This window comes from Varibaculum sp. (assembly GCF_008661855.1).
GTDB classification, from domain to species: domain Bacteria; phylum Actinomycetota; class Actinomycetes; order Actinomycetales; family Actinomycetaceae; genus Varibaculum; species Varibaculum timonense_A.
The window spans coordinates 81211-95397 of the sequence record NZ_RPZY01000033.1; the positions used below are offsets into that span (position 1 = coordinate 81211).

Genomic DNA, 14187 nt, shown 5'->3' on the forward strand with positions numbered 1-14187 from the left:
CCTGACTGCCCGTGCTACCTCTCATCCGGACTATAACCGTCGGTACCGGAATTTCACCGGTTCAGCCGCCCATATAGGCGGGTCGCGGACTTTACCGCCGGTTCGGATTTTCACCGACCCCGGAGCACCCGTTTATTATACCACATTTTCTCTCGGCTTGCTTGAGTTACGAGGTAACCCTGTCCCGCCTTGCACCTTGCCAGCTAAGATAGCCACCTTTAACGCGCGAGGAGAACACCCATTTGCCATAATGAGAATGAATCCAAGAATAGGAGTTGTCCATGATCCCGAATTATCGTTTTGGTAGCGAAGAGTTACCGGTACAGGCCGGCCGCTACCTGCTAGTTGTTTCTCCCACCTGCCCCTATTGCCGCCGGGTTACAATTGCGCGGCGGCTTTTAGGTTTAGAGGGCGCAATCGGGGTGCGTTATGCGACCGGATCGGGCCCGGATGGTTTCGAGTTTATTCGGGATGGCTATTCCTATGACCCGGTGCTAATGGCGCGTTCAGCGCGCGAGCTTTACCGCCGCCACCCCAATTTTGAGCCTGAAGACCCGCAAACCGTGCCGGTGATACTAGATTCCCAGCGCGATAACCAGATCGTGGCCACCGAGTCCGCCGATATACTGCTCGATTTTTGCACCGCTTGGAAACCTTTTAGTCATTTTGAAGCCCCTGACCTATATCCGGAAGCTGAGCGAGCAAAACTAGATACCCTCGACGCTTGGCTAAATAAGCAGCTAGTTGGCCCGTCTTGGTCGGTTTCTCACGGTGAAGCTACGCTGCAAGCTCGCCAGGATTTCTCGGTAACCCTGGAACGTTTAGACCAGATGCTACGCGAGAACCCATTCCTTACGGGCGAGCAGCCCACCGAAAGCGATATTCGCGCCTTTGTGGTTTTCCAAGTGCTTTCCGCGTCCTCTCCCGAAATGTTGCGTGATTTCGAGGTCATTAGCGAATATCTTTCTCGCTTGAGCAAATTGCCGGCTTGGGTCAGTCCCGAAGAGGCAGCGGCTTTGGATCCTAACTATTTAGGCAGTGGCGAATCTGAAGACTCTGCCGGAGCGATCGCCTGTAGCGCCTAAAGTTTCCCCTATAGTTAGGGCGTGTTCGATCGCTACGGAAAAGACGTCCTCGCTAACGACAATTGGCGCAAGCTCCCTGCTTCCCGCCCGGTAGCTGCTACCCGCGGCCTGGTAGTTGAGGACGTGATGACCGGTTTTGTAGGCGCGGTAGTGCGCTGCTATAAAGCCGGTGGCATGTATCTGGTGGAGCTGGAGGATCGGCGTGGCATAGTGCGGGCTTTCCCACTAGGAGCCGGTTTTTGGATTGACGGGAAACCGGTGGAACTACGGGCTCCCGCACCTAAAGTGAAAAACGAAAACTCTCCTAAATTGGCAACTGGTCGCGCTGCCACTAATTCCGGTTCACGCCGCGACCCTCGCCAGGACAAGCGCCGAGCGCGGGTGGCGCGGGCTTCCCGGATTTGGGTAGAAGGACGCCACGACGCGGAGCTAGTAGAACACGTTTGGGGCGATGACCTGCGCGAGTTAGGAGTGGTAGTAGAAATCCTGGACGGGGTGGATCATCTTCGAGAGCGGCTAGCCGAGTTCGCTCCGACCCCGCGGACAAGAATCGGTGCTTTAGTGGATCACCTGGTAGCCGGCTCTAAAGAGTCGCGTATCGCCCAGCAGTGTATCGAAACTTTTGGCGAGGACGCAGTCGCGATTGCGGGGCACCCCTTTGTGGACGTGTGGCAAGCAGTAAAACCGCAGCGAGTGGGGTTATCCACTTGGCCGCAGGTGCCGCGCGGCACCGATATTAAAGTGGGCAGCCTGCAAGCGCTCGGCTTACCGGCTGAAAGCCAAGCAGATATTGCTCAGGGTTGGAAACATATTTTGCGGCAAGTGCGCGACTGGCGCGACCTAGAACCCGGTCTTTTAGGGCCGGTAGAGTCCCTAATTGATTTCGTTACCGCCGCCGACACCCGCTAGCTACCAGCCCAGTAGCTGACCAGTAACATAGTCAGCCATTAAACGTCCGCGCAAAGTTAATATCGCCTCACCGCGAGCGGCTGCTTCTTCCTGTAAATAGCCGCTAGCTACTAGCCCTGCTAGCCGAGTTTTTTCCGCTGCGGTCAGGGATTTTACTCCCGCTGCGGTTCGCAGTCCCAGCATAATCCGCTCTAACTCGCGTCCGGATTTATCAAGCACTTCCCCATCTTCAACTGGGAGCTGACCGGCGTTTACCTGCTGCGCATAGGCACGTGGATGCTTTTGATTCCACCAACGCACGTTTGCGAGATGAGAATGCGCGCCCGGTCCAATCCCCCACCAGTTCCAGTCCCGCCAATACGCCAGGTTATGACGGGAAACGTTAGTCAAATAGGTAGCATCCGGAATAGCGGGGCTGGGAAGATTCTCCCCTTCTTTAAGCCTTGCCCAATTGGAAATCTCGTACCAAACAAAACCCGCTTCCGCAAGAAGCGCATCTGCCATTTCATATTTTTCCGCCTGACTATCGGGGTTAATCGGAGGAAGTTTTCCCCTTTTCACTAGGGCGTGCATTTTGGTTCCCGGCTCAATCACCAAAGAATAGGCGCTAATATGGTCAGCCTCCAGCCTCAAAGCCTCCTGTAAGGACGTTTCCCAATCCGCTAGAGATTCCCCCGGAGTTCCATAAATTAAATCCAAGGAAACCGCTAGACCTGCCCTACGCAGCGCTGCCACCGCGTTTGGAAGGTTCTTAGGGCTATGCGTGCGATCTAAAGTTGCCAATACTTTAGGAACCGCTGATTGCATTCCCAAAGAGACTCGCGTAAACCCACTCGCCGCTAAATCCTGCACTACCTGCTCGGTTATAGTGTCCGGGTTCGCTTCAATTGAGACCTCCGCCCCCGAAGCTATCCCCCAGGCGCTCCTTACCTCCTCTAAAATCGTCCTCAACGCCTTTGAGGGAAGCAAAGTAGGAGTACCTCCTCCGAAATAAACCGAGGAAAGCGGGGGTATGGTCAGGTTTCGCTCCCGCAAAAAACTGGTCGCTAACCTGATTTCTTTAAGCGCAGATTGATGATAGCTTTCCCGGTTTGCCCCAGAACCAAAATCGTTCACATAGGTGTTAAAGTCACAATATCCACAGCGTACCCTACAAAAAGGAACATGAATATACAGGGCAAAACCCGGCTTTAAGGTAGTTAGAGAAACCGGAGAATCGCGGCGGGAAAATCCCGGTGAAGCCCCATTTTTATCCGGGAACCGTCCTTTATCAGCAGTTGAAAACAGCTGCTCTAATCTGAGCGTATCCCCCACTAGAGCCGCTGTGCCACCAAATCGAACACTTCCCGTCCCGCATCTAGGGCGCGACGCTCAAATTTGGTCATTACTCGTCCCTCCCAGCGGGTAGCAAACCCGCCGCGCCCTGGGTCGGGGTCGTCCTCATGAGGATTAACCCCGGCATAGGGATTCTCGAAGTAGGGGGAATCCTCTATCACGTCCCGCATCTGGAAAGCATAATCCGACCAGTCGGTGGCTAGCCGCCATACTCCCCCAGGACGCAATACCCTAGCCACCGCCTGGGCAAAGCCCGCCTGCACTAAGCGTCGCTTATGATGTTTAGTTTTACGCCACGGATCTGGGAAGAAAGTCCAAACCTCGTCCAGGCACGCTTCCGGGAATAAAATCGGCAACGCTTGCGCCGCGTCAGCCTCGATAATCCGCAAGTTCCCTACCCGGGCTTTGACCGCTTTCGAGACGGTTTGGGCTACCCCCGGACGATAAACTTCGAACCCGATATAGTCCCGATCCGGATGAGAAACCGCTGCAGACACAATCTGTTCTCCATTGCCGGTACCAATCTCTAAACGCACCACACTGTCGCGGTTAAATAACCGTTTAAACGAAAGGGGCTTCGCGTCCTCAGCAACCGCTGTATAACCGGCTCCCATCGGGACTTCGACTACAAATTCTTTTGCATGAGCATCCCAAGTGTGTTGCAGGGAATCGCTAAGCTGGCGTGCCCTGGACACAAAAGACTTAGACCTGGCCATATAACGTCCTTCTGGTGATGAAAGGTCAAAGCCTTCAGCACTGTCGCTACTTTCATCAACAGCCAAAACGTCCTCTTCCACTTCAATCCCGTCTGCTGCGTCCTCATTAGCCATCATTTGCTCACTCATGATTTACCCCTTTCCCTTGGGACTATCCTGGGTTATTGCCTCAATAAAAGCAGAATTCGGGATTTCCACCGAGCCTACTGCTTTCATTCGTTTCTTCCCCGCCTTTTGTTTTTCTAAAAGTTTGCGTTTGCGAGAAATATCCCCGCCGTAACATTTCGCCAACATATCTTTTCGCAGTGCCCTAATCGTTTGCCTAGCAATAATGCGCGATCCAATTGCTGCCTGCACCGGAATCTCGAACTGCTGGCGGGGAATCAGTTCTTTCAAACGGCGCGTCATCTTGTCTCCGTATGCGTAGGCGCTATCGCGATGCACGATAGCGCTAAACGCATCCACGCCTTCGCCATTTAGCAAAATATCTACTTTCACCAAATCAGCTGACTGCGTACCCGATTCGTGATAATCCAAAGAAGCAAAGCCCCGCGTCCGGGATTTAAGCTGGTCAAAGAAGTCAAAAACGATTTCCGCTAGGGGCAAACGGTAATGCATCTCTACCCTGTCGGAAGACAAATACTCCATTTTGCCTAGAATCCCGCGTCTACCTTGGCAAAGCTCCATTATTCGCCCCACATAATCATTCGGGGTAAGCACCGTGGCTTCAACCACTGGTTCCTGGACATCAAAAATCTTGCCATCTGGGTATTCGGAAGGGTTAGTAACCTCTAGTTCTGTCCCGTCCTCTTGGGTAACCCGATAGATTACCGAGGGCGCAGTAGCGATAATCGACAGTCCCGCTTCTCTTTCTAAACGTTCCTTTACGATTTCTAAATGCAGCAGCCCCAAGAACCCGCAACGGAAACCAAATCCTAAGGCGACTGAGGTTTCAGGCTCGAAAGTAATCGCGGCATCATTTAGCTGCAAACGGTCTAGAGCTTCGCGTAAATCTGGAAAATCATCCCCATCTACCGGGTAAATCCCGGAATAAACCATGGGTTTTGCTTCTTTATAGCCGGGTAGGCTCTCGGTAGCAGCATCTTTCGCGCTAGTTACCGTATCCCCGACTTTAGATAGTCGCACATCTTTGGCACCGGTAATCAAATAGCCTACTTCGCCCGGACCTAGCCCACTCGCTGGGGTTGGCTCTGGAGAGATGACCCCAATCTCTAAAAGCTCATGTTCAGAGCTAGTAGACATCATTCTGACCCGCTGCCCTTTATTTAGATGCCCATCCATCATGCGCACATAGGTAACTACCCCTCGGTAGGTGTCATATACGGAATCAAAAATCAGGGCACGTGCCTGCTGCCCCGTCGAGTGCGGCGGGGGAATCTCCGCTACTATCCGGTCTAGTAGTTCGCGTACTCCCTCGCCGGTTTTTGCCGAAACCCGCAGGCAATCCTGAGGGGCACCCCCTAAAAGACCAGCAATTTCTTCCGCACAGCGGTCAGGTTGGGCAGCTGGAAGATCAATTTTATTTAGCACGGGAATGATAGTTAAATCATGTTCCATCGCCATATAAAGGTTGGCAAGAGTTTGAGCCTCAATTCCTTGGGAAGAGTCGATTAGCAAAATCGCCCCCTCGCAAGCAGCCAGAGAACGCGACACCTCATAGGAAAAATCCACGTGACCGGGGGTGTCAATCATGTTAAGTACATAGTTGGTATCGGATACTTGCCAGGGCATCCGCACTGCCTGTGATTTAATGGTGATTCCCCGTTCGCGTTCAATATCCATCCGGTCTAGATATTGTTCGCGCATTTCTCGCTCGGAAACTACCCCGGTCTCCTGCAACATACGATCAGCGAGAGTAGATTTTCCGTGGTCAATATGGGCAATAATGCAGAAATTACGAATCCGCTGAGTATCGGTGTTAGCGGGGGCAATCCCTAAATCGCGGTCGCTGGTAGCCAATCGTATATTCTTCCTGTTATTCTGGGTTATCTGTCTGCGCTATCGTATAGCCACAGGACGCTCAAGCCTAACTGCGAGGACGTGGTTTACGCCGACTACGGGTACGAGCAGCAGATTTTGTTGGGGTTTCTTCTGGGCTGACATCTGCGCTATCGCTTTGAGCCACCTTGGCAGCTATCTCGGTTTTAGTCGCTGTTTTCGCGGTAGTTTTCTTAGTAGCGGTCGGTTTCCTGGCCGCTGTTTTCTTGCGGGTAGCGGTTTTCTTTACCGGAGTTTTCTGCTCGCTGGTCTGCTCAGCATTATCGGCGGTAGAGGCAGCTGATTTATCTTTGAGAGACGGTTTCTTCCGTTCGCTACGATGGATTGGACCATAGACGGCGGAACGGTTGCGAGGCGCGGGCGATTTGGGCTTTTCGTTATCGAGTTCTACCTCGGATTCTTTAATCTCTATTACTTCCACCTCTTTTGCCTGAGAAGTAGAATCAGCTGCGGTTTCTTCCTCGGTAGATTCGGGTAAAATCGGCAGTCCCCATTCTTTGGCAACCAGTTCCAAAGAGTGAATACGAACCTGAGGATCATAGGCATGAGTTACCGTAATAATCTCATCTACCATGTATTTACGTGACACCCAATCGAGTTTTTCCGCTACTTGCTCGGGGGTACCTACCGCATGGATAGATTGCAAAGCCCGCACCCGGTCAGCTAGCTTCTCGCCTAAGGTAGCATCTAAATCGTCAGTAGGGGGCGTTAAAGTCCCGGGGCGACCTGAAAGTACGTTACCTTGCACCTGTTGAGTAGTGGTGAACTGGTATTTAGCTTCCGCCTCGTCCTCGTTACACATAACGTTCACCCCCATCATTACCACCGGTTCGTCCACCATGGCAGTAGGGGCGTTAGCGTTAAACTCGCGCCGGTAAATCTCTATGGCTTCATCAACGTTATGGGGGGCGAAATGACCCCCAAAAGAATAGGGCATCCCCAAATCAGCCGCTACTTTCGCGCCAGCTGCCGAGGAAGAAAGCATCCACATGGGAATCGCTGTCCCCTCGCCTGGTATGGCACGCACCCGAGTGAAAGGACGATCGACACTAATAACTTCAATCCCCAAAATAGAGGCTTCTGCCCCAGACACCATTCCGGAATGGACAACCGATTTTTGATCTGAAAGATAGGACGCTAATTCCTCTAAATCTTCCTCGAAATAGGCAGGTTCACTAGATCCGCGATGTAGCGCCCTAGCAGTGGCAGGGTCAGTTCCCGGAGCTCGCCCTAACCCCAAATCCACACGACCATCGTAAATAGTGTGGAGCGTTCCATAGGTTTCTGCCACTGTCAAGGGGGACCAGTTAGGTAGCATCACCCCGCCCGCACCTACCCGCAGCCTGGTAGTGTTTTCGAGGGCGCGAGTGATTATCACCGAAGAGGCAGAACACATGAACACTTGCGAACCGTGATGTTCTGCCACCCATAGGCGGTTGTACCCTAAACGGTCAGCGTTCTTCGCCAGATTTAGCGAAGTGTCCAGGGCTTCTTTCCGGGTCATCCCGGTAGAAAGCGGCGCCAACTCCAATATATTTAAAGGAACCCGCCCATTTGGTAACTTGGCAGCGGGAACTGGGTTAGATACCAATTTATTCCTTTCCTCAACGCCCCTTGCGGGGAAAATCCTCTAGTACCAAGATTACGCTAATTGTGGCGCGCGTGGGGGTTAGAAACTAGGCAGTAGAATGAAAAATAGAGTTTTTGGTAAAAACCGGGACTCTTGCCGGGATTAAAACAGCGATAAAGGCACTATATTGAGCGCATCAGATAAAGAGGACGCAGCCCTTAACCTCGATAAGGTCAGCTTTGTTCGCGCCGACATTTGGGTGTGGGCTGTTCGCAAATATAAGACCCGCTCTGCAGCAGCTAAAGCCTGTAAAGCTGGACACGTAAAAGTTAATGGCAAGAGCGCGAAAGCCTCCTCACCGGTACGTATCGGCGATAATGTGGTGGTACGTATCGGCGGTTTTGACCATATTTTGACAGTTAAACAGTTATTGTCTCGGCGCGTTAGTTACCCGCAGGCACGCTTAGCTTACGAGGATTTAACTCCCGAAAGGCTACCGAAACTGTCTTTACCGGCTTTGCCTCGCCGCGAGGTCGGAAGCGGCAGACCCACGAAAAAAGAGCGTCGTCAGCTCGATCAGTTACGCGGACGTAACCCCAACCAGGGGCGCAGATAAATCTTTTTTATTGCTGACTGTTCCACTTTTTGCGGATATTTTGCGCTGCGAGCTGCTCTTTGGGGCTAGCTAAATCGGCTACCTTTCACCTTTCCCTTTCAACTATGATTCCCACTTACTAGGATTATTCCCCTGCAATTCCTCCTAGGAAGTGAGCTTGCTTACCTACCGGGATTCTTTTTCGTTTCCGACTAAGGTAACTGTTAAAGTAGTAGCCGGACTTTAGCCCCGGTCGGCTTTAGTCTTGCCGGTTTCTTGCCAGCGTGCCCCACACGCCAGTCCGATTCCGGCTCAGCCCTCTGGACCGAATATTGGATAACTCATAGGCAGTGAAACATTGGCAAATATTAAGTCTCAGAAAAAACGTATTCGTACGAACGAAAAGCGCCGTTTGCGTAACCGCTCGGTAAAATCCGAGCTAAAGACGCTGGTACGGCGTACCCGCGAAGCGGTGGCTGCTGGGGATGCTCAGCTAGCACAATCGGAATTGCAGCTGGCCAGTCGAAAGCTGGATCGCGCCGCGCAAAAGAAGATTATTCACCGCAACCAGGCGGCTAACCGCAAGTCAAAACTGGCGAAACTGGTTAATACCCTAGAAAAGTAGTTTTCTAGCATATCCAGTGGTCAGTTATTCTGATGGCTGCGTATTACAAAAAATATCTCACTGCTCGCAGTGGGATATTTTTTATTTTCCCCCTATCTATCCCCCTAAATCCGGTAATACCTTTGCCCTTATCTCGGCTTTTGTTTAGGGTAGAGCCGTGGCTAGTGATAGTAAAACAGCGCAGATACCTCCTGTCCCCTGGGATAGTTTTGTAGCTATCGGTGATTCTTTCACCGAGGGTATGACCGATACCTTAGACGAAAGCAGCGATGACCCTATCTATATTGGTTGGGCAGACCGTCTAGCCTTCGAGCTGTCCCAGCGCCGGATTAGCGACGGTAAACAACCTCTCAAATATGCCAATTTAGCTATTCGAGGACGTTTAATAAAACAGATTTACCGGGAACAGTTTGCTGCTGCATTAGCTATGAAACCGGATTTAATCTCTATTATTGCCGGGGGAAATGATTTAATAAGACCCGGATGTGCCCCCGATCAGGTTACGGCTCTGCTAGAGAAAATGGTGATGCAAGCCCGTGCGCAAGGAGTAGAGGTTTTGCTTTGTGCCAACTACGACCCTAAGCATTCTCCTCTACTGGGTTTATCTCGGATGGCGATTGCCGTTTTTAACTCGAATCTTTGGTCTATTGCTCGGCGTTATAACTGCTACGTAATGGATTTGTGGGGATTGCGCTCGCTTAGGGATACTTCTCTTTGGGCTCCAGATCATCTACATTTAACCAATCAGGGACACAAAATAGTCATGAATGCAGCGCTGCAAGGGCTTGGGCAGCCCGTAGTGGACTCTGACTATCAAAAACCGGCTCTAGCAAATAAAGACCGTTACCGGGCAGCTGAGAATCTTGTTTGGGCTAGGGAGCACCTGTGGCCGTGGGTGAAACGACATTCTCAAGGACGCTCTTCCGGGGACGGTCGCACCCCTAAATACCCGCAGCTTATTGCGGTAACCGAACACTTCTTACCCTAGTTAGCACCGTCCCCTTCTTCACCTAGAGGACGTAGCTTCCGTGAGCGGAGGTGGCGGCGCCCCCCTATAATTGGCGGTATGGAAACTATCGAAACCACTTATTTTGCTATGGGATGCTTTTGGGGAGCCGAGCGCCTTTTTGCCCAGATTTCCGGGGTTACCCGCACCGAAGTTGGCTATATGGGGGGACATACTGACAATCCCAGTTATCAGCAGGTTTGCACCGATACTACCGGTCATGCTGAAACGGTTCGAGTAGATTTTGACCCGCAGCAAGTCAGTTTCCGTCAGCTACTGGAAACATTTTTCTCCCACCATAATCCCACTACTCTAAATCGCCAGGGAGCAGATATTGGTTCACAATACCGCTCTCAGATTTTCCCGAGTACGGTGGATCAAGAAAAGACAGCACAAGCAGTTATTTTGGAGCTTTCACCGCAAATCCAGAGTCTTTACGGAGCGGCTCCGGTTACCGAGATTTCTTCTGCCGCCCATCTTCCCCCGTTTTATCCCGCTGAGGACTATCATCAACGTTACCTTGAGAAAAATCCTCAAGGCTACTGCTCCATTAGAGATAATGGGCTAATGAAATGCAACTAAACTCCTTGCAGGTAGAAGTAATTTTAGGAGATATTACTACCCTAGAGGTAGACGTTATCGTGAATGCGGCTAATACTTCTCTTTTAGGAGGAGGGGGCGTTGATGGCGCTATTCACCGCGCCGCGGGCTCTGATTTGCTCCAAGAATGCCGCACTTTGGGCGGGGCACGCACCGGCCAAGCCAAGATTACCGGGGGATATAACCTGCCCGCCAAGCACGTTATTCACACCCCAGGTCCCATCTGGCGAGGAGGGAGAAGCGGTGAAAATGCACTTTTAGCTGCTTCTTGGCGAAATAGTCTACATCTGGCAGCTGAAAATAATTGTCACTCGATTGCGTTTCCCTCTATTTCCACCGGCGTTTTCCGTTTCCCTATCGCCGAAGCTGCCCAGATAGCTCTGGGTGAAATAAAAGAATTCGCCGCCTCTCCCTCTGCCTTAAAATCGGTAATTATCTGTTGCTTTAGCTCCAAAGACCAGCAAGTCTACCAGCACGCCTTAAAAGCCATCGCCAACTAGCAGCAGACTTATTTGCGGTAAAGGTAAAAGTCCCCCGCGAAGGCGAGTTTATGCGCAGGAAGGAACATATGCGCGGAGGAGAGATTTTTCCTCCCGCCCAAGAATTTGGAAAACGTAGCGGCGTTTTCCAAATTCTTATGCCACCGCGCCCGCTCGGATAAAATCTCTCCCCCGCGCGCTTCCAGTAAGCGTTCTCGCAGCCTTAATGCCCGCAGACTTACAGATTTCATCATCTGAATACTGAATGTCCGAAAACGACAGCTAGAGATGCAGAGTCTGTCTAGTCGAAGTCAAGCTCCTCCCAGGAGTAAAGAATGACGCCGGCCGACTTGAGGGGAATCTGACTAAAAATCCTAAATTCGCATACCAGGTGCGGGGGCGGATTTATGCCGAGCAGGTTAGGCGGGCGTAAAGCTCGTAAAAGACCAAGGTCTTTTACGAGCTTTTGGGCAGGAGGCAAAATCCGCCCCCGCGCCTAACCACGTACACAATTCCGCGGGCTTGAGCCGGAGGAAAAATCTCTCCCCCGCGCGGAAGTATCTACATCCAGTTTTCAGGGCAGGAGGCGAAATCTGCTCCCGCGCGTACGTTATGGGCTAATGCCCAAAAGTAATAGGGCTTGGACGAGATTTTCTCGTCCAAGCCCTATGGATTGCCAGATGATTACAAGGTCAATAAATCATCGAAAATCGCTTAAGCGCAGCCCTTACGCTTTGTGACGGCGCCAGGCAACTACACCAGTTCCACCGGCTACCGAGGCTAGCGTGATACCAGCTAGAGAAGCAGCAACCGCACCGGTGCTAGCCAGGTTTCCTTTGCTCTGCTTAGCCGGTTTAGCGACTGGCTTATTTGCAGATTTCTTGGTATCGGCGACAGCAACCGCAGTCCCTTTTTCGGATTTACCGGGCTTTACCTGAGGTTTCGCGGGCTTTTCTGCCGGTTTGGAGGGGGTAGCTTTGCAGCCGTGAGCCTTGTTATAGGCGGCAGGATCAGCGTCCTGAATCTTCTTTAGAGCCGGATAGACATAGTTTTTAACAGTGCCTTCCTGAATATCAGAGTATCCTTTTGCTTCTTTGTATTTCGCAGTGGCACTCTTCAAAGTGGCAGCTGCTTTAGTTAAATCGGCGTTAGCATCATCGAGAGCTTTCTTCTTAGCAGCGTCTCCTTCGGGAGTGGCTTGGGTCTTGCTCTCGTCGAAAGCTTTCTTAGCGGCAGCAACCTTAGCTTTAGCGGCTTTTACATCAGCTTCGGCTTTTTTCATAGCACCATCAGCCTGGTTGGTTGTCACCTGCAGTTCAGTGAGCTTTCCATTTTCATTGGCGTAGTGAACCTCTGCCTGTTCGACAGCGTCTACCCAGCAAGCGGGGGTTGCGTCAGCTGCAAATGCAGCCGGGGCAAACCCGAAAGTCAAACCGGCTACAAAAACGCCAGCTGCAGTTTTTTTGACAAGATTTTTCATTTTAATACTCCTACAAGTACTTCTGACAGGAACAATGCAAAATTATTACCCCCCCCCCGCTTGTCAAGCTCAGTTCAAGAAATGAACTTTTCCAGCATCCAGAATTTTTTATTAATTCGACTTAAAGAAACCGAATTATTATTTGTAAAAAATAAAAAAGCGGCTCTGCCAGTAAAAACTTCTGACAGAGCCACTTGATAGCACTTGCAGCAACTATTAAATTTAGAACAAGAGGTAATTAGTCACATTAGTAACATTGTCTGCTTAGCCGTTGATTTGCTTGAGGATCATCTCCCGAGTCTCCCCGGCATCTGCCTGCCCCTTGGTGGCACGCATGACCCCACCCATGAGGGCGCCAATCGCCTTAACTTTCCCGGCTTTTATTTGTTCCACGACTTTCGGATTATCCGCAATCACCTGGGCGACTGCCGCTTGCAGCGCGGCCGTATCTCGCACGATTTCCAATCCGCGTGCCTGCATTACCTCTGCGGGATTGCCTTCACCATCCAGCACCCCGGCAATCACTTTCCGAGCCACCTTATCGTTAAGTTTGCCCTGGTCTACCAGGTCTTGCAGCTGCGCCACATCGGCGGGAGTAGCCGAAACCTCAGTTAAATCCAGATTCTTTTCTTTAGCGATTCGGGAAATCTCCCCCATCCACCATTTACGTGCCGCCTGGGGCGCGGCTCCTGCTTCTACCGTGACCTCGATAATATCCAAAGCGTCCGCATTTACCACGTCCCGCATTTCCATATCGGAGAAACCGTATTCTTCGCGCAGGCGGCGGCGCCGGGCTACCGGCAGTTCCGGCAGGTTAGCGCGCAGCTGTTCCACCCATTCTTTCGCGGGAGCTACCGGCACTAGATCGGGTTCCGGGAAATAGCGGTAATCTTCGGCGTCGGATTTTTCCCGCCCCGAAGAAGTGGTAGCAGTATCTTCATGCCAGTGACGAGTTTCTTGGATAACTTTGCCGCCGTCAGAAAGAATCTTGGCTTGGCGACGAATCTCAAAGGTAACCGTTTTTTCAATGGCTTTAAACGAGTTCACGTTCTTAGTTTCAGTGCGGGTTCCCAAGGGCGCATCCGGATTAGCACGCAAAGATACGTTCACGTCCGCGCGCACGTTCCCCCGTTCCATCCGGGCTTCAGAAACCTCTAGAGCTCGGAAAATATCCCGTAAAGTACGCACATAGGCGGCGGCTACCTCGGGAGCGCGAGCCCCCGCGCCCTCAATAGGGCGGGTAACAATCTCAACTAGAGGAACCCCAGCGCGGTTGTAGTCCACCAGGGAATAGGCAGCCCCTTGAATACGACCAGCGTCTCCCCCAATGTGGGTGTTCTTACCGGCGTCCTCTTCCATATGGGCGCGTTCAATATTTACCCGGAAGATTTCCCCATCGTCTAGCTCTACATCTACATAGCCATCATGGGCGATAGGCTCATCATATTGGGAAATCTGGTAGGCCTTTGCCAGGTCGGGATAGAAATAATTCTTGCGAGAAAACCGGCAGTAAGGAGCTATTTCGCAATTAAGGGCAAGTCCGATTTTGATTGCATATTCAACTGCGCGCTGGTTGGTTACCGGCAAAGATCCAGGCAATCCCACTGAAACTGGGGTTACCCGAGTGTTGGGTTCTCCCAGTGAAGAGTTCGGGGCGCTATCAAACATTTTGGTTTCAGTACCCAGCTCGACGTGGACTTCCATGCCCAAAACCGGATCGAAATTAGATACCGCATCTTCGTATTTCATTAAATCGCTCATTGCTTCT

Annotated in this window: 13 protein-coding genes and 1 riboswitch; of the genes, 7 read left to right on the forward strand and 6 right to left on the reverse strand. The window is 51.6% G+C overall.

The genetic code is table 11. The features are described from left to right. Nucleotides 1-9: 9 nt before the first annotated feature. Nucleotides 10-130: riboswitch (FMN riboswitch) on the reverse strand. A gap of 151 nt (nucleotides 131-281) precedes the next feature. Together QZT94_RS04285 and QZT94_RS04290 are read left to right on the forward strand one after the other, a co-directional pair. Further along, nucleotides 282-1085 (forward strand): hypothetical protein, encoded by an 804-nt coding sequence (locus QZT94_RS04285; RefSeq protein ID WP_296761464.1) that lies wholly within the window; start codon nucleotides 282-284, stop codon nucleotides 1083-1085. 21 nt (nucleotides 1086-1106) lie between these two features. Beyond that, nucleotides 1107-1994: a DUF3097 family protein gene (locus QZT94_RS04290; RefSeq protein WP_296761461.1), complete on the forward strand. Its 888-nt coding sequence runs from the start codon at nucleotides 1107-1109 to the stop codon at nucleotides 1992-1994. Here the strand turns inward: QZT94_RS04290 and hemW are convergent, their stop codons facing one another. From hemW to QZT94_RS04310, 4 genes are all read right to left on the reverse strand, one after another. Beyond that, nucleotides 1995-3308: a radical SAM family heme chaperone HemW gene (gene hemW, locus QZT94_RS04295; protein ID WP_296761459.1), complete on the reverse strand. Its 1314-nt coding sequence runs from the start codon at nucleotides 3306-3308 to the stop codon at nucleotides 1995-1997. It lies immediately after the preceding gene. Continuing rightward, nucleotides 3308-4174 (reverse strand): tRNA (guanosine(46)-N7)-methyltransferase TrmB, encoded by an 867-nt coding sequence (trmB, locus tag QZT94_RS04300; RefSeq protein WP_363928431.1) that lies wholly within the window; start codon nucleotides 4172-4174, stop codon nucleotides 3308-3310. Before trmB ends, hemW begins: the two co-directional genes overlap by 1 nt. A 3-nt stretch (nucleotides 4175-4177) precedes the next feature. Beyond that, entirely contained in the window at nucleotides 4178-6025 is a 1848-nt protein-coding gene (lepA, locus tag QZT94_RS04305) for a translation elongation factor 4 (protein ID WP_296761455.1), read from the reverse strand. A 67-nt stretch (nucleotides 6026-6092) separates the two neighbouring features. Next, nucleotides 6093-7655: an MsnO8 family LLM class oxidoreductase gene (locus QZT94_RS04310; protein WP_296761453.1), complete on the reverse strand. Its 1563-nt coding sequence runs from the start codon at nucleotides 7653-7655 to the stop codon at nucleotides 6093-6095. Between the two features lie 166 nt (nucleotides 7656-7821). Between QZT94_RS04310 and QZT94_RS04315 the strand changes: the two genes are divergently transcribed. The 5 genes from QZT94_RS04315 (at nucleotide 7822) to QZT94_RS04335 (ending at nucleotide 10960) form a co-directional block, all read left to right on the forward strand. Further along, complete coding sequence (locus QZT94_RS04315; RefSeq protein ID WP_296761451.1) at nucleotides 7822-8250, forward strand: RNA-binding S4 domain-containing protein; 429 nt, start codon at nucleotides 7822-7824, stop codon at nucleotides 8248-8250. 337 nt (nucleotides 8251-8587) lie between these two features. Then, complete coding sequence (gene rpsT, locus QZT94_RS04320) at nucleotides 8588-8854, forward strand: 30S ribosomal protein S20 (RefSeq protein WP_072509953.1); 267 nt, start codon at nucleotides 8588-8590, stop codon at nucleotides 8852-8854. 157 nt (nucleotides 8855-9011) lie between these two features. Continuing rightward, nucleotides 9012-9842, forward strand: coding sequence for an SGNH/GDSL hydrolase family protein (locus tag QZT94_RS04325; RefSeq protein ID WP_296761448.1), 831 nt, complete (start codon nucleotides 9012-9014; stop codon nucleotides 9840-9842). A gap of 78 nt (nucleotides 9843-9920) precedes the next feature. After that, nucleotides 9921-10442 carry a peptide-methionine (S)-S-oxide reductase MsrA gene (gene msrA / locus QZT94_RS04330; RefSeq protein WP_296761446.1) on the forward strand — a complete coding sequence of 174 codons (522 nt, stop codon included), beginning with the start codon at nucleotides 9921-9923 and terminating at the stop codon, nucleotides 10440-10442. Next, a complete protein-coding gene (locus QZT94_RS04335) occupies nucleotides 10433-10960 on the forward strand; it encodes an O-acetyl-ADP-ribose deacetylase (protein WP_296761443.1) in 528 nt (175 codons plus the stop codon). The genes msrA and QZT94_RS04335 overlap by 10 nt, the downstream gene beginning before the upstream one ends. 706 nt (nucleotides 10961-11666) lie before the next feature. Here QZT94_RS04335 and QZT94_RS04340 read toward each other — a convergent pair. Both QZT94_RS04340 and gatB read right to left on the reverse strand, forming a co-directional pair. Next, complete coding sequence (locus QZT94_RS04340; protein WP_296761439.1) at nucleotides 11667-12419, reverse strand: hypothetical protein; 753 nt, start codon at nucleotides 12417-12419, stop codon at nucleotides 11667-11669. A 264-nt stretch (nucleotides 12420-12683) separates the two neighbouring features. Continuing rightward, on the reverse strand, nucleotides 12684-14180 hold the full coding sequence (gene gatB, locus QZT94_RS04345) for an Asp-tRNA(Asn)/Glu-tRNA(Gln) amidotransferase subunit GatB (protein WP_296760973.1): 1497 nt from the start codon (nucleotides 14178-14180) through the stop codon (nucleotides 12684-12686). Between the last annotated feature and the right edge of the window lie 7 nt (nucleotides 14181-14187).